The sequence below is a fragment of the Cryobacterium psychrotolerans genome (assembly GCF_900101115.1).
In the GTDB taxonomy this organism is placed as follows: domain Bacteria; phylum Actinomycetota; class Actinomycetes; order Actinomycetales; family Microbacteriaceae; genus Cryobacterium; species Cryobacterium psychrotolerans.
Genome location: NZ_FNFU01000001.1, coordinates 144,717 through 165,931 on the forward strand (window position 1 = coordinate 144,717; position 21,215 = coordinate 165,931).

The following is a 21,215-nucleotide window of genomic DNA, read 5'->3' on the forward strand; positions in this document are numbered from 1 at the left end:
ACCCCAGTTGGGGGTAGACAATTCCGCCTCAGGTCTTGCCTAAATGCCGTCTGGCACCCGCATGGTTTCCCAGCCGGAACACCTGGCCGTCTCCGAGCTCGAGGCCGGGGCATCCGTCAACAACCTGGTCGTCACCAACGCCGGGCACCGCCCGATCATCGCGATCGAGGGCGACGTCTTCGAGGGACGCTGGAGCGGCGCGAACCGGCACCAGGGCACGAGCCGGCGGGCCTCGTACGGCGTGCGCTACGGGCTCAACGACGTGCTCGCCGCCGAGCAGGCCCAGGCCGCTCGGCCGGCCGGCCGCACCCAGGTGCAGGGCCGGGCACAGGGCGAGGTGTGGGAACGCATCCGTCGCCAGAGGCGCAGAACGGCGCGGTCGAGGGGCACTCGCTGCTCACCTCGATGGCGATGTCGTCGCGTCGAACGGATGCCGAGCTGCGGCCGGTCACCCGGATTCCCGGCCAGCGCGGCGTGATCATCGGCATCGGCGGCTACATCGCGGTCGCCGAGTTCTTTGGCGGGCAGAGCGGCCTGGCCGCCCGGTGGGACGGCATCATCGCCGCCGCCCGGTACGAGGCCCAGCACGCGCAGAACCGCGAGACGCCCGGCTACCTGGCCCGGGACTTCGCGACCCTGCTCGAGCGCACGCCCGTCGGCGACAACCTGGCCGCGCCGGAGCAAGTGGCGAGCCCGCTCGGCCCGCTGGCCGTGTCGAGCTTCGCGCTCGCGTTCGGCCTGATCCACGCGGCCGTCTTCAACGGCGGCCACCCGGCCCTCGCCAACGCCTAAGTCACAGCGCCCCAAGACCTCTGACCTGGCCACCGTCGTGCTCATTGGTGAAGTGGCGGGGCGTTCGTCAACCACGAGCGACGGCGAAATCGAACGGGCCGATCCCGGAACTGTCCTGGACGGATTCTCTTCGATCCTTCTTGATATTGAGGATTGTCAGGATGTCCGGGGCCGCTGGAAAATCACGCGGAGGACGGGCGGCTGGATTCTCTTCCTTGCCGCTGCCGCCGCGGCAATCTCCGCAATCTTGGCGCTTGCGCAGTCCTGACTGGGGCCCATACCCGCTGGTACAACCTCAATCAAAGAAGTCCTCGTCGACCTCAACGACCTCGTATGTCTGAGTCACTTGAACTCCGACGCAGTACTTAATCATCAAGCTGGCAAGGCGTGGACCGTCGATGAGGATGATGCGAGTAGAGACGCTGCTCGCATATCCTCTTGCCTTCTCGGTGAAGGCACTTGTCGTGATGAAGACCCCCTTGGATGCCGCGACCCCATGCAACGCGCCAACGAACGCTTGGATCGCCTCTCGTCCAACATTGTTTCCGTCGGCATACCGCTTTGCCTGGATGTAGACGCGATCAAGTCCGAGGGGGTCCTGGTCGATGACCCCGTCGACACCGCCGTCACTGGTTCCGCCGATGCGCCGTCCCCGCTGCTCTGCGCCTCCGTAGCCCATCTTCAGAAGCACGCTCACGACTGCCGTTTCAAAGAAGTCGGGATGACTTACACGCAGGCGATCTAGCAGGGAATCTGCCACGTCACTGTTAATTCGTCCGATCGCGTCTTCGATCTGTTCAACGGGCTCGATGATTTCGTGTGTGGCAACAAGCGGCTTAGTTGAGGGGCTAGGCATCGGCGGTGCTTCTATGTACTTCTTTGGCCAGTACGGAGCAAACGTCGTGCGCGCGGTTGAGTAGTCGGCAAGTCCCTCAGGATGGGCGGCCAGCCACGCTCGACCATCCTCCGTGATTCGGTATTGGGCGCGTGATGGTCGCTCGATCCAGTTCGCTTTCGCGAGATGTGTGATCGCCCAGCCAGCACGTTGCTCGCACCGAAGCGCTCCCGAAGTCAGGGTTTCGAGAAGAGCAACCTCGCTCAGGTTTGCGTTATCAACAGCTTTCCGCGTGAGCTCTCTCCGGCTCAGAGTTGCGCCATCAGCGAGTGCGCGGAGCGTGTGGATGATGAATGCGGGCCAGATCGGCACTTGTGATTCGGACTGCAGGTCATCATCAAGCAAGGGAGATCCTCTCAAGCGGTCTGGGCCCCTGAAGCTTACCGATTGTCGCCTTTCGGCTCCGGTTGTGTAGACGTGGCGCACCGTATTCTCTCGCTATACGTATACCAAGATGATACGCTTGTTCTGTGATCAGGTCGTTTCGACACAAGGGGCTTGCCAGGTTCTTCGCGTCGGGAAGCAAGGCGGGCATCCGCCCGGATCACGCCGCGAAGCTGCAGCGGCAACTCGCTGTGCTCGACCACGCCGTGTCGATTGGTGACATACCGCCTTCATGGCGGCCGCATGAGCTGCACGGGGAGGGCGAATCGGGGCGCAACGTCGAGGGGCATTACGCGATTTGGGTGTCCGGGAATTGGCGCCTCACCTTCGCGTTTGAGGGCACGGATGTCGTGCTCCTCGACTACGTGGATTACCACTGAACCAAGTCGACCAGCCAAATCGACCAGGAAGGACCGAACGAAAATGACCGCAATGCACAACCCTCCGCATCCGGGCCTGCTCCTTGAGGACTATCTCGGCGAGGTCAGCCTGGCCGAGGCCGCACGACGCCTCGGCGTTACTCGGGCGACGCTTTCTCGCATCCGTCACGGCCACTCTGCCGTGACGGCGGACATGGCAGTGCGCCTCAGCCTGCTTCTGGGAACGAGCGCGGAACTCTGGCTGGGAATGCAGGGTGCCTACGACCTGTGGAATGAACGGCAGAAGCCACGGCCGGAGGTGCTTCCACTCGCAGGTTAGGCCTACGTGGTCGCGGTAGCCGGGGGTCGCCAGGCCCATGCGGCGTGCCGAAGCCTCGTTGCGCTGCAGACGGAGGGTGACCAGATTGCCGTCGCCTGCGCACGTGTCCCGGGCCCTCGATCGCTGCCCGGTGGTGTGGTGGCAGTCGCCCGCGCCGTAGTTCAGGGAACATTCCACCGCCGGGCGCGTTGTGCCTGACATGAAAGCCATTGTGTACAGCCAGACCGGTGACCCGTCCGTGCTCCACCTCGTCGATCGGCCGGTGAGCGAACCGGGTGCCGGCGAGGTTCGGGTGCGGATTGTGGTCAGTGGCGTGAACCCGACCGACTGGAAGTCGCGCCGCGGCTCAGCGCCGGGCGAGGCGCTCCCGTTCGACGAGGTCGTGCCAGGCCAGGACGGCGCCGGCATCGTGGAGGCGGTCGGCGCCGGAGTGCAGCACGTCACGGTGGGCGACCGGGTCTGGCTGGCGCTCGCCGCCTACCAGCGCGCGCACAGCGGCAGTGCCCAGGAGCACGCGGTGCTTCCCGCCGACCGGGTCTTCGCGCTGCCGGCGAATGCGAGCTTCGACCAGGGTGCGAGCCTCGGGGTGCCGGCGATCACGGCGTACCGCGCGCTGACCGTGGCCGAGGACGGACCGCGCCGGCTGCACCCGGGCGCCCTGGCCGGCAAGGTCGTGCTCGTGGCCGGCGGCGCAGGCGCGGTCGGGCACGCCGCGATCCAGCTCGCCCGGTGGGCGGGGGCATCCGTCATCACGACCGTGAGCGGACCGGCGAAGGCGGCGCTCGCCACGGCCGCCGGCGCGCAGCACGTTCTGAACTACACCGACTCGGACATCGTCGCCCAGATCCGGCAGATTGCCCCGGATGGCGTTGATCTCGTTGTCGAAGTCGCCCCCGCCCAGAATTCGCAGCTCGATCTCGCCGTGATCCGCAATCGCGGGTCGATCGCGGTCTACGCCAACAACGGCGGCGACCAGATGACGCTCGACGTGCGCAAACATTTCAGCCTCAACGTTCGCTACCAGTTCCTGCTGCTCTACACGGTGGGCGCCGACGTGATTCGGGCGGCCGCCGAGGACATCAACGCCGCCCTCCGCGATGGCGCCCTGGCCGTGGGGGAGGAGGCGGGGCTGCCCCTGCACCGGGTGGACCTGGCGCACACTGCGGATGCCCATGCCCTGGTCGAGAGCGCCGCCGTCGGGAAGGTGCTGATCGACGTCTCGCACTAGCCCGCGAAACCGCAGTTGTGCGCGTCATTCGGGCGTTTTAGCGCACACAACTGCGGTTTCGCGGCTCGACCACCGGCTACTCGACCACCGGCGCGATCAACTCCAGCGCCTCCCGCATCCCCTCGATCCGCTGCTCGGTGTTGTCGAGGTCGTCGAAGTAGACGCCCTGCTCGGTGAGGGTTAGGCGGGTGCCGGCATCCGTCGGCGTCAGCACGATGGAGGTGAGCGACACCGACAGCCGTGCGCCGTCGACGCGCATCTCGTAGCTGTACACGATCCGCAGGTTCTCGACGATCTCGTGGTACGTGCCGTCGAACCGGGAGACCAGGCCTTCCGGCCCGAACCGGCCCTCGTTGACCTCGCGGCCGCCCTCCCGGAAGTCCAGGGCCGACTCGATCAAACGCCACGGCTCGGGGCCGTCGAACCACTTCGACTTCATCGCCGGGTCGGCGAAGGCCTGGAACACCTTGGCGACCGGGGCCTTGTACTCGCGCTCGAGTTCGAAGGTCGAATGCGTTAGCTTTCGTTCGGTCAGCGGGCGTTCGGATGGCATGGTCATTTTTCTCTCCTTGTCGTGTGTAGCGATGGTCGGTCAGTCCTCGTCGAGCAGCGCCCCGAGCCGGTCGAGCCGGCTCTCCCAGGTCGTGCGGCGCTCGGCGATCCAGTCCTCGGCGGAGCGCAGCGCGGCCGGGTCGATCCGGCAGGTGCGCACCCGGCCCTCCTTCTGCGTGCGCACGAGCCCGCTCTGCTCGAGCACCTTGAGGTGCTGCATCACGGCGGCCAGCGTCATCGCGAACGGCCGGGCGAGGTCAGAGACGGATGCCGGCCCGCGCGTCATCCGGTCCACCATCGCGCGCCGCGTGGGGTCGGCCAGCGCCTGGAACATGAGGTTGAGGTCGGGTGATTCCTTAAGCATGTACTAAAGTAAAGCACTTGCTATAGTGTTGCGCAAGACCCCCGTGCGATTCGGAGCACCCGTATCTCTGAGAGGCTGGAGGTTTGCAATCGCCCGTACTCCGGGCATCCGAATGCCCGAATGCCGGGCATCCGAATAAAGGAATCCAGTGACGGATCAGTTCTTCCAGCTCGTAGCCATTACTTTGTATCTCGCCGCCATGCTCGCGATCGGCTGGTTTGCCTACAGGCAGACCAACGATCTCGACGACTACATGCTTGCCGGCCGCGGCCTGAAGCCCGGCGTCGCGGCGCTGAGCGCGGGCGCGTCAGACATGTCCGGCTGGCTCCTGCTGGGCCTCCCCGGCGCGATCTACGTGTCCGGCCTGGTGGAGGCGTGGATCGCCATCGGCCTGACCATCGGAGCCTGGCTGAACTGGAAGTTCGTGGCCCCGCGGCTGCGCTCTTACACGCACGTCGCCAACGACTCCATCACCATCCCGAGCTTCTTCGAGAACCGGCTCAAGGACACGACCCGACTGCTGCGCATTGTCTCGGGCCTGATCATCCTGGTGTTCTTCACCTTCTATGTGTCGTCCGGCATGGTTGCCGGCGGCGTGTTCTTCGAGAACTCGTTCGGCTCCACCTTCCTGACCGGCATGCTGATCGTCGCCGGAGTCACCCTGCTGTACACGCTGTTCGGCGGGTTCCTCGGCGCCACCCTCACCGACGTGGCCCAGGGCATCCTCATGCTCGTCGCGCTCGTCGTCGTCCCCGTGGTGGCCCTCAACGCCACCGGCGGCATCACCGCAACCCTCGACTCCATCCGCGAGGTGAACCCCGACCTGCTCTCCCTGACCGCCGGCGGATCCGTGCTGGGCGTCATCTCCGCCGCGGCCTGGGGCCTCGGCTACGTGGGCCAGCCGCACATCATCGTGCGCTTCATGGCCCTGCGCACCCCGCAGGACGCCAGGGCCGGACGCCGGATCGGCATCGGCTGGATGATCGCCACCGCCCTCGGCGCCGTGGCCACCGCGCTCATCGGCATCGCGTACTTCCAGCAGCACCCCGAGGTGACCCTGGATAACCCGGAAACGGTCTTCCTGCTGCTCTCGCAGATCCTGTTCCACCCGTTCGTCGCCGGCCTGGTGCTGGCCGCAGTGCTGGCCGCCATCATGAGCACCATCTCGTCGCAGCTGATCGTCTGCTCCTCGGCGCTGGTGGAAGACCTGTACAAGATCGTGGGCAAGAAGGATGCCTCGCCCAAGCAGATGATCATGCTCGGACGACTCGGTGTGCTGCTCGTCGCGATCGTCGCCGGTGTGATTGCGCTCAACCGCGATGCGACCATCCTGGAACTGGTCGGCTTCGCCTGGGCCGGTTTCGGCGCTGCCTTCGGACCCGTGGTGCTGCTCTCCCTGTACTGGAAGAAGCTCTCCACCTGGGGTGCGCTGGCCTCGATGGTCACCGGTGCCGTCGTCGTCTTCGTCTGGGGCAACTCCCCGCTGAGCGACACCATGTACGAGATCGTCCCCGGCTTCATCGCCAGCCTGCTGGTTGCCGTCGTCGTCTCCCTGCTCACGTACAAGCCGTCCACCGAGATCGACGCCGAATTCGACGCCGCCGTGGCGCAGGCCCGCCACGACTACAAGGTGCCGGAGACGGCCGCAGTCGAGGACAGCACGGCAACGCGCACCGTTTAGCACCACCTGGCACCACCCATGACAACGGCACCCGCCGCCGGCCCATCACGGTCGCGGATGGGTGCCGTCGTCATCTGCGCCACGGATGCGCGCACCGAATCGGGAATCCCGCCAATTCGGCCGCGCCACACGGAATGAATCCGTCGGAACGCGGGTTCCTCCTTCTATGCCCGAGGCTCCGGCCCGGCGGGAACGCCTGAACACTTCTTGACCGCACTCCTCGACGGGACCTCTTTTGTCTGAAACCGCCACCGCCGCAACGAGCGAAGCGACCGAAACGGCCGAAGCAACCGCCGCATCCGCCGCCGACCAGGCCCTGAACACCCGCAACCGCCTGGTCATCACCCTGCTGCTGATCTCGACCTTCGTCGTGATCCTCAACGAGACGATCATGGGCGTCGCCCTGCCGCGCCTGATGACCGACCTCGCCATCACGGCCAGCGCCGCGCAGTGGCTCACCTCGGCATTCATGCTCACGATGGCCGTCGTCATCCCGGTCACCGGATTCCTGCTGCAGCGCTTCCACACCCGGCCCGTGTTCATCGCGGCGATGTCGCTGTTCAGCACGGGCACGCTGATCGCGGCCCTCGCCCCGGGCTTCGAGGTGCTCCTGGCCGCCCGGGTCGTGCAGGCCACCGGCACGGCGATCATGTTCCCGCTGCTGCTGACCACGGTGATGACGCTCGTGCCGCCGGCGCACCTCGGCCGCATGATGGGCAACATCTCCATCGTCATCTCGGTCGCCCCGGCGATCGGGCCCACCATCTCCGGCGCCATCCTCAGCGTGCTCGACTGGCGCTGGATGTTCATCCTCGTGCTGCCCATCGCCCTGACCGCCCTGACCGTGGGCGGCACGCTGATGAAGAACGTGACCACCCCGCGCAAGACCCCGATCGACGTGTTCTCGGTGATCCTGTCGGCCTTCGGCTTTGGCGGGCTCGTCTACGGCCTGAGCAACCTCGGCGCGGCATCCGGCGGCATCGGTTCGGTCTCCGGCTGGCTGCCGCTGGCGGTCGGCGCGATCGCCCTGACCCTGTTCATCCTGCGCCAGCTCCGGCTGCAGCAGAGCGACCGCGCCCTGCTCGACCTGCGCACCTTCGGCTCGCGCACCTTCACGTTCGCGATCGTGATGATGGCGATCAGCATGATGGCCCTGTTCGGCACGATCATCCTGCTGCCGATCTACACCCAGACAGTGCTCGGACTCAGCTCCCTGCAGGCCGGACTGCTTCTGCTGCCCGGCGGCCTCGTGATGGGCCTGCTCGCCCCGATCGTCGGGCGCCTCTACGACCGGTCGGGGCCGACACGGCTGCTGATCACCGGCTCCACCATCGTCAGTGCCGTGTTCTGGTCGATGACCATGCTCGGTGCGAACAGCTCGCCGTGGCTGGTGCTCGCCGCCCACGTCACCCTGAGCTTCGGCCTGGCCCTGCTCTTCACGCCCCTGTTCACCGCGGGGCTGGGTGCCGTGCGCCCCGAGCTGTACTCGCACGGCAGCGCCATGGTCGGCACCGTGCAGCAACTCTCGGGCGCGGTGGGCACGGCCCTGTTCGTGACCGTGATGGCATCCGTTGCCGCAACGAGCCTGGCCGGCGGGGCAACGGATGTCGCCGCCAGCGCAACCGGCATCCACGCGGCATTCCTCTGCGGAGCGGTGATCTCGCTCTTCGCGATCCCCGCAGCGTTCTTCATCCGGCGGCCGGCGCAGGACGAGCTGCCCGCAGGCGCTCCGGCGCTCCCGCACCAGGGCTAGCCCGGCGCCGCGCTCCGCCCGGCGGCCGCGTGCGGGTATAGGTTCGCACCATGGGCGAGCAGTACCCGATCGACCGGGTGAGCACCGACGACCTGATGTCCCTGGCCACCGAGCGGGGATCCACGCCCATGCAGGTCGGCGCGGTTCTGATGCTGGACGCCCGCACCGGGCTCGACCTCGAGCAGGCCGCGCAGCAGCTGGCCAGGCGGATCGAAAACGTGCCGCGGCTGCGGCAACGGCTGGTGACCGTGCCCCCCGGATGCGGCCGCCCGGTCTGGGCCGACGATCCCGCCTTCGACCTGGCGCACCACCTGTCCTCGGTGCGGTGCCCGGCTCCCGGGGGAGAGCAGGCCGTGCTCGACCTCGCCGCGGCGCTGATCGCCACCCCGCTTCCCCGGAGCCGGCCGCTCTGGTCCGCGACCCTGGTGACGGACACGGCTGACCAGGAGGCGGCCCTCATCATCATCTTCCACCACGTGCTTGCCGACGGCATCGGCGGCCTCGCCGTGCTGGCGAGCCTGGTCGACGGGGCGCCGGCCGGCGCCGGCCGTCCCTTTCCCCGGCCCATGCCATCCGTGCGGAGGCTGGTCGCGGATGCCGCCGGCCGACGGCTGGGCTCGCTCCAGCGGCTGCCCGCGGTGCTGGCGCGCCTCGGCGGGGCCGTCACCGAGCTGCGCCCGGGCACCCAGGAGCGGCTGCCCCCCAACTCCCTCAACCGGCCGACGGGTGCGCGCCGGCGGTTCCTGAGCATCCGGGTGGAGCTCGACCGGGTTCGCGGCGCCGCCCACGCCCACGGCGCCACCGTCAACGACGTCGTACTCACGGCCATCGGCGGGGCGCTGCACCGGCTGCTCGAACGGCGCGGCGAACGGGTGGACCGGTTCGTGCTGTCGGTGCCGTTCTCGGAACGGCGCCAGACGAACGCCGGGGATCTGGGCAACCGGAGCGGGGTGATCCCGATCGGGGTGACCGGCGTGGGCGACCCGCTGGAACGGCTCACCATGGTCGAGGCGGCGACGCGGGCCGCCAAGCGGGCGCCGCCGGGTGCCTCGACGGCGCTGCTCGGCCCGTTCTTCCGCCTGCTGGCGCGGCTCGGCCTCTTCCAGCGGTTCGTCGACCGGCAGCGCCTGATCCACACCTTCGTCACGAACCTGCGCGGTCCGTCCGAGCGCCTGGCGATCTTCGGCTGCCCGATCGCGGCCATCGTGCCGCTGAGCGTGGCCACCGGCAACGTCACGGTGTCCTTCGCGGCGCTGTCCTACGCGGGAACCCTCGCCATCACGCTCACCGCCGACCCGGATGCCTGCCCCGACCTGCCCGTGCTCGGCGACCTGCTCGCCGAGGAACTGCGAACCCTCGCCGGCTGATGGGGCGGCGGCGGCGCCCGCGCGCTCCGCTGAGGGGTCGCAAATCGACCTTCCCGAGCCCCCGGAAGGTCGATTTGCGACCCCTCAGGTGGGTCGGCGACAGCCAGGTGATGCGCCGCCCGGGGGCTTGTCCGCTGGGGGTATTCTGCTCAGCTCGGTCGGGAGGACCACCCGCGCGGCCCGCCCGCAGGCCCGCGGGCGCTGGCCGGGATCGGCGCCAAGCGGCCTGACCGTTCGCCACGCGCGAAATCCGCGCCACAACACGCCTCAGCGACCTCTGCACAGGACTTTCGGAGGTTAAACAGATTGTTCGGTCAGAAACCGCTGGCACGGTAGTCGTTTCGCCTGCGCCGATCCCGAGCGTGCAGGCCCGATGCTCAGCGAGCCCGACGCCACGATGCGCAGGCCCGCAATCTGGAATACATTTATGCGCTCAGAAACACCCGAAACCACCCGCAGGCAGAGCAAGAAGACCCGCAAGGAACGATCACACCGCATCGCGATGTTCGGCGCCGCGTCCCTCGCGATCGTCGGCCTCGTCACCGGCGGCGCCTTCGCGGCCCAGTCGTCGGCCGCGACGCAGGAACGCGTCGCAGCGACCACGGCGCTGGCTGAAAGCACCGGCTTCGACCGCGCCCAGCTCGGCTCCTACGCCGGAGTCGCCAAGGCGCACACCGAGCAGGATGCCTCGGTCGCCCTGGCCGCCGCCAACAAGGTCATCGCAGCCAACAAGCACAAGGTGGATGCGTCCGACCTCGCCCAGGTTGCCAGCTCGCTGGCCAGCTTCGAGACCATGCCTCTCGACAAGGTCGTCTCGCTGACGGCCGAGACGAAGGCCGAGACCGTGTCCGTGACCCTGGCTGCCGCCAAGGCCGACCGCGCCGCGGCTGCTGCCGCCGCCGCCAAGGTCGCTGCCGCCCAGGCCGCCGCCGCCGAGGTCGCAAAATCGCTGGCGACATCCAACACGCCGGAAGGCGCGAAGGCGACCGCCCGGGCGATGGCACAGTCGAAGTACGGCTGGGGAAGCGGGGAGTTCTCCTGCCTCAGCCAGCTCTGGGAGAAGGAGTCGGGCTGGAACTACCAGGCCTACAACCCCAGCGGTGCCACCGGCATCCCGCAATCGCTGCCGGGCAGCAAGATGGCCACGGCCGGTTCCGACTGGGCGACCAACGCGACCACGCAGATCGCCTGGGGCCTCGAGTACATCAGCGCGTCGTCGTACGGGACTCCGTGCGCCGCCTGGTCGCACTCGGAGGCAAACAACTGGTACTAAACCCGCATCCCGCGCGCTCTCTCGCGCGCTGAGGGGTCGCCGGAGCGTCCCTCTCGCTGGGGGGTGTCCGGTGCTAGTGCCGCATCCTTCCTCCGTGAGGGGCCGCAAATCGACCTTCCCGGGCCTCGGGAAGGTCGATTTGCGACCCCTCACGACAGCGCGCGCGGGATTCAGGCCGCGAACGACGCGAGCTCGGCGACCAGCGGCGTAGCCAGCGCGACGAAGACGGCGACATTCGCCAGCACGCTCACCCAAAACGCCCTGCGGAAGCTCGCCTTCTGGGTCTTGTGGCGGAGCACCTGCTGGGCGACGACCGCGCCCGGCCAGCCGCCGGCGAAGCCGAGCAGCAGAAGCGTGCGTTCCGGCACGCGACGGCGGCCCGCGCCGGCAGCGGACTTATCGACCGCGTACACGATGAAGCACAGGATGCTCACGGCCAGGTAGAGCCCGGCAACCCAGTACGGGAGTGGCCAGGTCAGGCTGATCGCGATGAAGCCGATCAGGAACGCCAGGATCGCGAGGTAGGTGCCGGGGCCGGAGCTGCGTGCCGCGACACCCCGCCCCGAGGCGGTTCGCGACTGCCGGCCGGCGGCCGCGGGCGTGCGGGGCGTGGGCGCAGGCATCCGCTGGGCTACGCGTCCTGCGGGACGCGGATGATCAGGCTTCCGGGCTCGATCCAGGCCTTCAGGGCGATGGCCTTGCCGAAGCCGTCGCCGTCGAGTTCGATCTCCTCGGGGTGGTGCAGGCGCAGCACGAGCTCGGTGCCGGTGGCGTAGTTGAGCGCGTCGACCTCCCGGGTGCGGAGCTTGTGACCGTGCCGGATTCGGCTAAGCACCCCGTTCTCCCAGATCACCTTGCTCAGGATCTGAAGCCAGCCCCAGACGCCCTTCGGCTTGAGCACGACGATGTCGAAGAGGCCGTCGTCGAGCGAGGCGTCCGGCAGCAGCTCGATCTTCGCCGGCAGCGAGCCGCAATTGCCGATCATGATCGTGTGCGCGCGCAGGGACTGCTCGGGCTTCTTGTTCAGGCGGTACCGGAAATGCAGCTCCCGGCTGTCCTTGCCGACCGCGAGCAGCGCCTTGACGTAGGCCAGCCAGCCGGCCTTCTTCTTGAGGTCGTCGTCGGTGTTGGCGAGCATCTTGGCGTCGAGGCCGAGCCCGGCCATCACGAGGTAGGTGTGCCGGTCGACCGACTTGTCCTCGCGCTCGATGTCGATCAGCACGACGTCGATGGTGCGGTCCCGGCCGGTGAACGCCGAGCGGACGGAGAGCTCGAGGTCGTCGAGCACCAACTTGAGGTTGCGGGCGAGCAGGTTGCCGGTGCCCGACGGCAGTAGGGCCAGCGCGCAGTCCGTGCCGTGCACGACCTCGCCGACCGCGCGCACCGTTCCGTCGCCGCCCGCCACGAGAATGACGGATGCCCCGGCCGCGATGGCCTCCCTGGCCTGCCCCTGTCCGGGGTCGTCCTCCGACGTCTCGAGCCAGAGCGTCTCCGGCCAGCCGGCCGCGGTCTGCTCGGCGCCGACGAGCCGCTTGAGCTTGTCGAGGTCGACCTTGATCGGGTTGTAGACGACGGCGGCGAGGTCCTTGCGCGGAGCGGAGTCTGCCGGGGTCGCGGCTGCGGGCTTTTCGGTGATCGTCATGGGGCCGTCCGTCCGTCCGGGTTTGGGTGAGGGAATTCTATCGAACTCACTACTGAGACGGATGTCGCACGCCGTTCGTCACGCCCTGCGCTCGACCCCGGCCCCGGTGGTCGATCCCGGCCCCGGGGGTCGAGCTTGTCGTGACCCCCACCGTCGAGATCCGGATGTCCGCCGAGAGTCGCCGAATGTCCCGAGAGTCGCCGATGCAACGGCGACTCTCGGTAGGAACGGCGACTCTCGGCGGGGACACCGGTCTCGACAGGCTCGACCACCGGTCGCTCGCACCGCGCGGGCCTTCGATCACCGCGGGGCCGTCACGGGCGCCGATCACGGAGCGTCGATCACCCCGCGCCGAAGAACTCCACCAGCACCGGGGCGAGCACGGCGGGGTCTGCGGCGTGATCCTGGCCCTCGACGGTGACGTGCCGGGCGCCCGGGATCGCCTCCGCGATCACGGACGTCGCGATCCCCGCCCACGCCGGACTGTTCCCGCCGTGCAGGAGCAGGGTGGGCGCGGCGATCCGATGGAAGCGTTCGGTCGGAACCGAACCGCTGCCGACCAGGGCGAGGTCGTACGGCAAGGTGTGGGCAATGGCCAGCATGCCCGGCCAAAAGGCCAGCTGCGTCATGCCCTCGACTACGGCGGGGTCGGCGCCCGTTCCCTGCATGAACAGCACGGCGGCGCGATCGCGATCGCCGGCATCCAGAGCGGCCTGAACGCTGTGGCCCCAGCCGTCGAGGGTGGGACTTCCGGGCTCCGCGGCGGTGTACGGCGGCTCGTAGGCGGCGAGCTTCGTGATCGGCAGGCCGGCCGCCGCCGCCTCGAGGGCGAGCACGGCTCCGGAGGAGTGACCATAGACGAACGCCGAGCCGCCGGCCGCCTCGATGAGCGCGGCGAGGTCCTCGACCTCGCGCTCGATGGCATACGGCTGGATGTCGGTGCTGTCGCCCCGGCCGCGCCGGTCGTAGGCGTAGACGCGGTAGTTGGCGGCGAGCAGGGAGGCGATCGCGCCGGCCGACTGTCGCGTGCTGAAGGCGCCGCCCACGAGGATCAGGGCAGGACCCGTGCCCCTCGTCTCGTAGGCGATGGTGCTTCCGTCGGCTGATCGCACGGTCTCGGTCATCTGCGGCTCCCTCATCGTCGGCATCGCCGGCATCGTCGGCGCGAAACGGTACGCGCGTCACTCTCGGCGCAAAACTGTACGCGCGTCACTCTCGGCGCAAAACTGTACGCGTCACTGTCGGCGCGCAGCTACAGGCCACCCTGACCCCGACGACATCGGAACGCAAGAACCTCCTCCGCGTGAGGGGTCGCATATCGACCTTCGTTGGCCGATTGAAGGTCGATTTGCGACCCCTCACAGCCTGAACTCGATCGCCGGGCGCATCACCTAGGCGTCGGGTGCACCGGCCCGGTGCAGTGCTTCCTCGAGCAGTTCCAGGTCGATTCGGGCGTGCTCGAGTGCGATCTCGCTCGCGTCAGAGGCCCGCTGGTCACAGATGGCATTCACGAGCCTGTCGTGGTCGGCCAGGGCGCGCAGTTCCATGGCCCGCATTCCCGTCGTCGACCCCCACAGGTGAGCAGGAGCCGCGATGCTGACCTGGGATTCAAGCTCGAACAGCACGGACTGAAGCGTTTCGTTGTGCGCTGCCGCGCAGATGGCGAGATGCAGCAGCTCGTCCGCGCGCTGCGACTGGGGTCCCGAATCGGCCGAGCGGAAGGCTTCGAGGCGCTCGCGCAACAGGGTGGTGTCTTCCTCGGTGCGCTTCTCCGCGGCGGCCCCCGCGATCGCACCCTGCAGGCGACTGACCGCGTCGCAGGTGTCGCGGATGCTCTCCCAGCGAACAGACAGCGTGCGGCGCACAGAGGCGTTGGACGTCGAGGTCCACTGCTCGCGCACGAACGAGCCGCCGCCGCGACCTCGCTGGGTTTCCAGCAGGCCCTGTTCCACCAGCCGCGCGATCGCCGACCGAACCGTCATGCGGCCCACTCCGAGGGATGCCGCCAGCTCGCGTTCGGCAGGCAGCTTTGACCCGGGAAGGTACTCGCCGATGGCGATCGCGGTAATCAGGCGATCCGTGATCTCATCCGCGCGTGACACGGGTGCCAGCAGCGTGCCCAGGGTGCCCGCGGAGTCCACGGACGGAGCGCCAACCGGCTCCAGCCGCGAGCGAACACTGCCGGTCATCGGCATCCTTCCCTCTGCGGTTGGCCTCGCAGACAGGTGCTGCGGGTGCTACGTCATATTAAGCCCGAAAGATTGGTCTTGTCACGAGACCATTCTTGCGTCATGCTTATTGTCACGGTTCGCCGGCCCAATTTCGCGAGCAATCACACCAGCAATCACACAAGGGAGTGCAGTGCCCACAGTAACCACGAGGACCATTCCCTTCCGGTCCTGGCAGACGTGGGTTCGCATCACCGAGCCGGATGAAGCCCGAGCTGGTGCGCTTCCCCTGATCGTGCTCCACGGCGGTCCGGGCATGGCCCACAACTACGTGCGCAACCTCGGCGAACTCGCCGACACCGGACGTACCGTGATCCATTACGACCAGCTCGGCTGCGGCAACAGCACCCATCTGCCTGACGCTCCGGACGAGTTCTGGAATCCCCAGCTCTTCGTGGACGAGTTCACCAACCTGGTTGCAGAGCTGGGCCTGTCCGACTACCACCTGCTCGGCCAGTCCTGGGGCGGAATGCTGGGCGCCGAGATCGCCACGCGCCGCCCCGCCGGCCTCCGCAGCCTAGCCATCTGCAATTCGCCCGCATCCATGGCGTTGTGGGCCGAGGGCGCCGCCGAGCTCCGGGCCGAATTGCCTGACGACGTGCAGGAGACCCTGACCCGGCACGAACTCACCGGCGCGATCACGCATCCGGACTACCTGCGGGCCGCCGACGTCTTCTATGAGCGCCATGTCTGCCGCACTGTGCCGACCCCGGACGACTTCCAGGAGAGCGTCGCCCAGATGGAGGCGGAACCTACCGTCTACCACACGATGAACGGGCCGAACGAGTTCCATGTCGTCGGCACTCTGCGCTCCTGGAGCGTCATCGACCGGCTCGACCTGATCGAGGCGCCGACGCTCGTGGCGGCCGGCGAATTCGACGAAGCAACTGCCGGCACCTGGCAGCCCTTCGTCGACCACATTCCCACAGTGACCAGTCACGTCTTCCCCGACGCGAGCCACTGTGTGCACCTGGAACACCCCCAGGCGTTTCGGGCCGTCATTGGCGACTTCCTTGCTCGCCATGATTCCTGAACCGCGCCATCACCCACACCACTAACGAAAGAACACACCGATGACCGCATCACCGAGTTCGCCGGAGCTCAACGCGCAGCAGCAGCTTGAGTCCTTCGGCTACAAGCAGGAACTGAAGCGTTCCGTCTCCACCACGGATCTGCTCATCTACGGGCTGATCTTCATGGTCCCCATTGCCCCGTGGGCCATCTTCGGCACCGTGTACAACGCTGCCGAGGGCATGGTTCCACTGGTCTACCTGATCGGCCTCATCGCCATGATCTTCACGGCCCTCGCCTACGCGCAGATGGCGAAGTCGATTCCCCTGGCCGGCTCCGTCTTCTCCTACGTCGGCCGAGGCATCCACCCCACGGCCGGATTCTTCGCCGGCTGGGCCATCCTGCTCGACTACCTCCTCGTGCCGACCCTGCTCTACGTGTTCGCAGCAGAGTCGATGATCGGCATCTTCCCCGAGTCCCCGCGGTGGATGTGGGCGCTCATCTTCGTGGCGATCAACACCGCGATCAACCTGCTGGGAATCACGTCGATCAAGCTGATGAACCGGGTCTTCCTCGCCATCGAGCTGGTCTTCGTCGTCATCTTCGTGATCATCGCGGTCAACGCGCTGGCCAGCGGCTCGGTGCCCGGTGCGGAGTTCACGATCACCCCGCTCTGGGACGCAAGCAAGGTATCCGGGCCGCTGATCGCGGCAGCGCTCTCCATCGCCGTGCTGAGCTTCCTCGGCTTCGACGGCATTTCCACCATGGCCGAAGAGTCCACCGGCGGCCGCAACTCCGCCGGCAAGGCAATGATCATCGCCCTGTTCATCGTGGCCTTCTTCTTCATCCTGCAGACCTGGCTCGCCAGCGCGCTTTCCGCTGGACGCGGCACATTCAGCGACAGTGAGGTGGGCAATGCCTTCTTCACCGTCGTCGAAGCCGCATCCAACAGCGGTTGGGCGACCACGTTCTTCGTGGTCAACGTCCTGGCGATCGGAATCGCAAACGCCATGGCAGCGCAGGCCGCCACATCCCGGCTGCTCTTCTCGATGAGCCGGGACCGTCAGTTGCCGAAGTTCCTGAGCAAGATCAGCACCCGCCAGGTGCCGAAGAATGCGATCCTCCTGGTGTCGGCGCTCTCCGCCGTGCTCGTGCTCTTCTTCGTCGGCCAGATCGACCTGATTGCGGCCCTGGTCAACTTCGGCGCGCTCTTCGGGTTCATGCTCCTGCACCTGTCGGTCATCGTGTTCTACATCGTGCGCAAGAAGTCGACGAATTACCTGCTGCACCTCATCGTGCCGGTCGTCGGGTTCCTCATCATCGGCTACGTCCTTCTCAACGCCAGCGACCTGGCCAAGATCGGCGGTCTGGTCTGGCTCGTGCTCGGCGTTGGAGTCTTCCTCTACTACCGCGTCACCGGTCGAAAGACCGCACTGTCCGGCGAGGACCTCGAGCAGCCGCTCGCGGTTCCGGCGACCGGAGAGCGGGCCGGCCTCTAGACCATGGACCACTTCCTGGACAAAAGCCACGGCCAGCCCGGCTTCTCGGCCGATAGCGCCCCGGCCCTCCGCATTGTTCCCGGTACGGGAGAGCGGATCGGATTCGAAACCAGCGACGAGGTGTACGCGCAACTGCACGAGCACCACGAAATGGGCAAGCTGACGGCGCAGATCAACCCGGTCACCGGTCCGGTCTACGTCGAAGGCGCCGAACCGGGCGATGCGCTCGCCGTCACCATCCACGAGATCCGGCTGAAGGACTGCGGCTGGTCGGTGAGCCTCCCCGGCTCCGGCGCCTTGCAGAACGTCATGGGCGAGGAAATGTTCACCCGGCGGGTGCCCATCGACGCGGCCGGCGTGCATGTCACGGATCGCCACGTGTTCCAACCGCTCCCGATGATCGGGTGCATTGGCACGGCACCAGCCGTGGGAACGAATTCGACGATCATGCCGTCCTACCCGCAGGGCGGAAACATGGACGTCACGGATTGCCGCCCGGGCTCGACGGTGTACCTTCCGGTCATGATCGACGGTGCCTACCTGTCGATCGGCGACATCCACGCGATCATGGCGGAGGGCGAGTCATCCTTCATCGCGATCGAGGCGGAAGGCATTGCCGTGGTCAGCATCGATCTGGTCAAGGGCATGACCCTGCGGGCTCCACGCGTCGAGACGGCGGAGGAGTGGATCTTCGTCGGCCTGGGAGATCCCGTGCAGGAGAGCATCACCCGCGGCTACGAGGACATGTTCCACTTCCTGGTCGACGACCACGGGTGGGACGAAGGGGATGCCTTCGCCGTGATGAGCGCCGTCGGGCACTCACGCCTCGGTGGGCCCACCGGCTCCACGGCGCCCGACCCGCTGCATCCGTTTACGGCCGTCGGTGCGGTCACGGTGCACCGCCTTCCGAAGAGCGTGCTCTGAGGCGGCGCGAGTAGGCAGCGCGAGTAGGCGGCCGAGCCTGTCGAGATCCCGGTCTCGACAGGCTCGCCGCCGGTCTGGGTCGACCGCCCCACCGTGTGAGGGGTCGCATATCGACCTTCGTTGAGCGATTGAAGGTCGATTTGCGACCCCTCACAGCCAGGGGCGGCCGATCGCCGGAGGGGCTTGGCAGGCGACCACCGCCTGCCTAGGCTGGCAACGATTCGCACCATCAGCCCAGCGCACGCAACCTCGTTTCGCACCATCAGCCCAGCGCACGCAGGCTCGTTTCGCACCACCAGCTCAGAGCACGCAACCTCGTTTCGGGAGGTCAGTCATGGACAACATCGTGATCGAGAAACCGCCGGTCGCCGTCTGGCCCGCCGCGAAATCGCTCGCCACCTGCGCCGTCACGACCGCAGTGCTGCTCGCGCAACGCCGCATCCACCTGCCCCGGGCGATGGCCGGCCGACGGATCCGGTTCGCCGACGGGACCACGGCATCCGTCTACCGCGAAACCGTGGTCGACCGTGGCCCGACGGGTGACCCCGCCGTGCTCGTGGTCTGCTTCCGGCTCGTGGTCGTGCGCGGCAGGGGGCACGCCCTGTTCCGGCTGGAGAGCATCCTCAACACCCCGCTGTTCGTCGGGTTCCCGGGGTACGTGTCGAAGCTGTGGATGACGCACGACTCCCGCGGCACCTACCGCGGCATCTACGAATGGGACGGCCCGGCGCTCGCCGAGAATTACGCGCGCACCCTCTGGCGGGTGCTGGCGCTCGTCTGCGTGCGCGGCTCGATCCACTACCGGGTGCTGCCCGGTATCCGACGCGACGACTTCCTGCGCAACCCGGATGCCGTGGCCGAGGCCGTGGGAGCAGCCGGCGACCGAGCCTGGTGGCTGCCTGCCCAGCCCGTGTTGAGCGAGGCCGTGCCGGCCGTGCCGGGGCCGACCGTGCCGGGGCCGACCGTGCCGCGTCAGAACCCGCCGGGGCAGACAGCAGCGCGTCAGAACCCGCACGGGCCGGCAGCGCCGCAGCAGACCACCCCGGGGCCGGCGCGCACGTGACCACCCCGCCCGTCGACGTCCTGGTGGTCGGGGCCGGCACGACCGGCCTCGCCCTGGCCCTGCAGGCGCACGACCACGGAGCGCACGTGCGTATCGTGGAGCGCCGGCTCGACCTGTTCCGCCCGTCGCGGGCGATGATCATGCACCCGCGCACGCTCGAGCTGCTCCGGCCGTTGGGGGTGACGGATGCCCTCCTCGCGAGAGGGGACACGGCCGCCGCCGTCCGCCTGCACGTGGGCTCCCGGGTGGTGCCGGTCGGGATCGAGCGGCTCGACCTTCCCCGCACCGCCTTCCCGCACCTGCTGCTGATCCGCCAGGCCGACGTGGAGGCGGTGCTGTTCGAGGCGCTCGCCGCACGCGGGGTCACGGTCGAGCGCGGGGCCGAGCTGGTGGGCATCCGCCCGGGCAAGAGCCACCGGGCGATCCTCCGGCACAACGATCACGACGAGGAACTCGAGGAAGTTCCGTATCGGTACCTCGCCGGTTGCGATGGTGCGGCGAGCGTCGTGCGGGACCGGATCGGCGCCTGGCACGGCGGCGACTACGCCGAGGAAGTCGTGCTCGCCGACCTGGAGCTGAGCGGCACCGGCACCGGCGCCGGCACCGCCAGCGCCGACGCCCAAGCCGACGACCGCTCCCGCGCCCACGCCACCGACCGCGCCGCAGCCCCCGCCCCCGCCGGCGACCTCGAGCCGGGCGTCGCCCACGTCGTGGCCGGCCGGCGCGGGCTGCTGTTCCTCTTCGCGATCGGCGAACGCGCCACCTGGCGGATGCTCGCCACACGCGCCGCGGGGGAGTCGCGGCATCCGTTCGGCCAGCCCGGTCCGCCCGTTCCGCGCGACCAACTCCAGGCGCTCGTCGATGACGCCGGCCTTCCCGCGCGGATCACCGAGGTGGCCTGGTCGGCGCAGGTGCGGCTGCAGTACCGCCTCGCCACGCACTTTCGCCGCGGCGCACTCTTCATCGCCGGCGACGCCGCGCACGTGCACTCCCCGGCCGCGGGGCAGGGCATGAACACGGGCATCCAGGATGCCCTCAACCTCGGCTGGAAACTTGCCTTCGCGGCCGGGGCCGACGCCTCCGGCGCGGCCCCGCGCACCGAGTTGCTCGCCTCCTACGAGCGGGAGCGGCGTCCGGCGGATCGGCGCGTGCTCCGGGTGACGCACGTCATCTTCTGGGCCGAGGCCAGCCTGCATCCGCTCGCGCAGCTCCTGCGCTCGGTCGTCGTGCCGCTCGGCGCGCCCCTCGCTCCGTGGCTGATGCGACGACGGCGGCTGGTGGCCGAGGGCGCCCGCCTGATGTCCCAGTTCGGGCTGCACTATCGGGGCAGCCGGCTGTCGGTCGAGGGCGTTGCCGCACCCGGATCGCGGCCGGGGTCGGTCCGTCGCGCGCGCGTCGGCTCGCGCCTGCCGGATGCGCTCGTGCGGTGCGAGGACCGGCGGGTTCGGCTGCATGAGCTGATCGCCAAGCCCGGCGTGCACATCCTGCTGCAGAAGGATGCTGCCGTGATCGACACCGGGCTGCTCGGCCCGATGACCCACGTGCACCGGCTGAGCGACCGTCCGGGACGCGGCGTGGCCGTGATCCGGCCGGACGGCTACGTCGGATTCCGCGCCGCAGACGTGGACCAGGACCAGCTCGGCGCCTGGCTGCGCCTCGTTGGTCTGGCTCCGTGAGCGGTCCGGGCGGGCGGTAAGACCGGGCGGGACGGTAAGACCCGGCGGGACGGTGAGACTTGGGCGGGAGGCGGCCGCTGGGCGACCCGGCGACCCGCCCGGCGACCCGGTGCGCGGCCCTGCCCGGAGTCGACGGCGCATCCCGGGCCCCGGGGAACGTCGTTGTCCATCCCTTTGCGGGGGG

At 68.4% G+C, this 21,215-nt stretch carries 22 protein-coding genes; 15 read left to right on the forward strand and 7 right to left on the reverse strand.

The window, feature by feature from the left end:
* The first annotated feature begins 43 nt into the window (after nucleotides 1–43).
* Genes BLQ39_RS00555 through BLQ39_RS15500 form a run of 3 tightly spaced genes read left to right on the forward strand, consistent with a single transcriptional unit; the run spans nucleotide 44 to nucleotide 1,060 of the window.
* Complete coding sequence (locus tag BLQ39_RS00555; protein ID WP_135109448.1) at nucleotides 44–478, forward strand: hypothetical protein; 435 nt, start codon at nucleotides 44–46, stop codon at nucleotides 476–478.
* Nucleotides 412–792: a DUF6569 family protein gene (locus BLQ39_RS00560; RefSeq protein ID WP_135109446.1), complete on the forward strand. Its 381-nt coding sequence runs from the start codon at nucleotides 412–414 to the stop codon at nucleotides 790–792. Before BLQ39_RS00555 ends, BLQ39_RS00560 begins: the two co-directional genes overlap by 67 nt.
* Before the next feature lie 37 nt (nucleotides 793–829).
* The gene (locus tag BLQ39_RS15500; protein ID WP_135109444.1) at nucleotides 830–1,060 is read left to right on the forward strand and encodes a hypothetical protein; all 231 of its coding nucleotides are present in this window, start codon (nucleotides 830–832) and stop codon (nucleotides 1,058–1,060) included.
* Nucleotides 1,061–1,087: 27 nt separating this feature from the next.
* On the opposite strand, the gene BLQ39_RS00565 is transcribed toward BLQ39_RS15500, so the two are convergent.
* Nucleotides 1,088–2,032 carry a restriction endonuclease gene (locus tag BLQ39_RS00565; protein WP_241987002.1) on the reverse strand — a complete coding sequence of 315 codons (945 nt, stop codon included), beginning with the start codon at nucleotides 2,030–2,032 and terminating at the stop codon, nucleotides 1,088–1,090.
* Nucleotides 2,033–2,157: 125 nt separating this feature from the next.
* Here BLQ39_RS00565 and BLQ39_RS00570 point away from each other — a divergent pair, with 125 nt between their 5' ends.
* The 3 genes from BLQ39_RS00570 (at nucleotide 2,158) to BLQ39_RS00580 (ending at nucleotide 3,998) form a co-directional block, all read left to right on the forward strand.
* Entirely contained in the window at nucleotides 2,158–2,451 is a 294-nt protein-coding gene (locus tag BLQ39_RS00570; RefSeq protein ID WP_092321137.1) for a type II toxin-antitoxin system RelE/ParE family toxin, read from the forward strand.
* A gap of 43 nt (nucleotides 2,452–2,494) precedes the next feature.
* Nucleotides 2,495–2,770, forward strand: a complete 276-nt coding sequence (locus tag BLQ39_RS00575; protein WP_092321138.1) for a HigA family addiction module antitoxin — start codon at nucleotides 2,495–2,497, stop codon at nucleotides 2,768–2,770.
* A gap of 199 nt (nucleotides 2,771–2,969) precedes the next feature.
* On the forward strand, nucleotides 2,970–3,998 hold the full coding sequence (locus BLQ39_RS00580; protein ID WP_092321139.1) for an NADPH:quinone reductase: 1,029 nt from the start codon (nucleotides 2,970–2,972) through the stop codon (nucleotides 3,996–3,998).
* Nucleotides 3,999–4,074: 76 nt separating this feature from the next.
* Here BLQ39_RS00580 and BLQ39_RS00585 read toward each other — a convergent pair whose 3' ends face one another.
* Together BLQ39_RS00585 and BLQ39_RS00590 are read right to left on the reverse strand one after the other, a co-directional pair.
* Nucleotides 4,075–4,557, reverse strand: a complete 483-nt coding sequence (locus BLQ39_RS00585; protein WP_198417120.1) for an SRPBCC family protein — start codon at nucleotides 4,555–4,557, stop codon at nucleotides 4,075–4,077.
* 33 nt (nucleotides 4,558–4,590) lie between these two features.
* The gene (locus BLQ39_RS00590) at nucleotides 4,591–4,914 is read right to left on the reverse strand and encodes an ArsR/SmtB family transcription factor (RefSeq protein ID WP_092321140.1); all 324 of its coding nucleotides are present in this window, start codon (nucleotides 4,912–4,914) and stop codon (nucleotides 4,591–4,593) included.
* A 148-nt stretch (nucleotides 4,915–5,062) separates the two neighbouring features.
* On the opposite strand from BLQ39_RS00590, the gene putP reads away from it, so the two are divergent.
* From putP to BLQ39_RS00610, 4 genes are all read left to right on the forward strand, one after another.
* The gene (gene putP / locus BLQ39_RS00595) at nucleotides 5,063–6,595 is read left to right on the forward strand and encodes a sodium/proline symporter PutP (protein ID WP_092321141.1); all 1,533 of its coding nucleotides are present in this window, start codon (nucleotides 5,063–5,065) and stop codon (nucleotides 6,593–6,595) included.
* Nucleotides 6,596–6,830: 235 nt separating this feature from the next.
* On the forward strand, nucleotides 6,831–8,348 hold the full coding sequence (locus BLQ39_RS00600) for a DHA2 family efflux MFS transporter permease subunit (RefSeq protein WP_092321142.1): 1,518 nt from the start codon (nucleotides 6,831–6,833) through the stop codon (nucleotides 8,346–8,348).
* Between the two features lie 50 nt (nucleotides 8,349–8,398).
* Nucleotides 8,399–9,715, forward strand: a complete 1,317-nt coding sequence (locus BLQ39_RS00605; protein ID WP_092321143.1) for a wax ester/triacylglycerol synthase domain-containing protein — start codon at nucleotides 8,399–8,401, stop codon at nucleotides 9,713–9,715.
* Nucleotides 9,716–10,142: 427 nt separating this feature from the next.
* Nucleotides 10,143–10,988, forward strand: coding sequence for an aggregation-promoting factor C-terminal-like domain-containing protein (locus BLQ39_RS00610; protein ID WP_092321144.1), 846 nt, complete (start codon nucleotides 10,143–10,145; stop codon nucleotides 10,986–10,988).
* A gap of 170 nt (nucleotides 10,989–11,158) precedes the next feature.
* On the opposite strand, the gene BLQ39_RS00615 is transcribed toward BLQ39_RS00610, so the two are convergent.
* The 4 genes from BLQ39_RS00615 to BLQ39_RS00630 all read right to left on the reverse strand — a co-directional run bounded on the left by BLQ39_RS00615 (nucleotide 11,159) and on the right by BLQ39_RS00630 (nucleotide 14,819).
* The gene (locus BLQ39_RS00615; protein ID WP_092321145.1) at nucleotides 11,159–11,611 is read right to left on the reverse strand and encodes a DUF1294 domain-containing protein; all 453 of its coding nucleotides are present in this window, start codon (nucleotides 11,609–11,611) and stop codon (nucleotides 11,159–11,161) included.
* 8 nt (nucleotides 11,612–11,619) lie between these two features.
* Nucleotides 11,620–12,630, reverse strand: coding sequence for a diacylglycerol/lipid kinase family protein (locus BLQ39_RS00620; protein ID WP_092321146.1), 1,011 nt, complete (start codon nucleotides 12,628–12,630; stop codon nucleotides 11,620–11,622).
* Between the two features lie 341 nt (nucleotides 12,631–12,971).
* Nucleotides 12,972–13,754 carry an alpha/beta fold hydrolase gene (locus BLQ39_RS00625; protein WP_092321326.1) on the reverse strand — a complete coding sequence of 261 codons (783 nt, stop codon included), beginning with the start codon at nucleotides 13,752–13,754 and terminating at the stop codon, nucleotides 12,972–12,974.
* 267 nt (nucleotides 13,755–14,021) lie between these two features.
* Nucleotides 14,022–14,819, reverse strand: a complete 798-nt coding sequence (locus BLQ39_RS00630) for a FadR/GntR family transcriptional regulator (RefSeq protein ID WP_092321147.1) — start codon at nucleotides 14,817–14,819, stop codon at nucleotides 14,022–14,024.
* A 172-nt stretch (nucleotides 14,820–14,991) separates the two neighbouring features.
* On the opposite strand from BLQ39_RS00630, the gene BLQ39_RS00635 reads away from it, so the two are divergent.
* From BLQ39_RS00635 to BLQ39_RS00655, 5 genes are all read left to right on the forward strand, one after another.
* Nucleotides 14,992–15,891: a proline iminopeptidase-family hydrolase gene (locus BLQ39_RS00635; RefSeq protein WP_166784394.1), complete on the forward strand. Its 900-nt coding sequence runs from the start codon at nucleotides 14,992–14,994 to the stop codon at nucleotides 15,889–15,891.
* A gap of 40 nt (nucleotides 15,892–15,931) precedes the next feature.
* A complete protein-coding gene (locus BLQ39_RS00640; RefSeq protein ID WP_092321149.1) occupies nucleotides 15,932–17,368 on the forward strand; it encodes an APC family permease in 1,437 nt (478 codons plus the stop codon).
* 3 nt (nucleotides 17,369–17,371) lie between these two features.
* Nucleotides 17,372–18,292: an acetamidase/formamidase family protein gene (locus tag BLQ39_RS00645; protein ID WP_092321150.1), complete on the forward strand. Its 921-nt coding sequence runs from the start codon at nucleotides 17,372–17,374 to the stop codon at nucleotides 18,290–18,292.
* A gap of 334 nt (nucleotides 18,293–18,626) precedes the next feature.
* Nucleotides 18,627–19,355: a hypothetical protein gene (locus BLQ39_RS00650; RefSeq protein WP_174775391.1), complete on the forward strand. Its 729-nt coding sequence runs from the start codon at nucleotides 18,627–18,629 to the stop codon at nucleotides 19,353–19,355.
* Nucleotides 19,352–21,031: an FAD-dependent monooxygenase gene (locus BLQ39_RS00655; protein ID WP_092321151.1), complete on the forward strand. Its 1,680-nt coding sequence runs from the start codon at nucleotides 19,352–19,354 to the stop codon at nucleotides 21,029–21,031. Before BLQ39_RS00650 ends, BLQ39_RS00655 begins: the two co-directional genes overlap by 4 nt.
* Nucleotides 21,032–21,215: the final 184 nt, after the last annotated feature.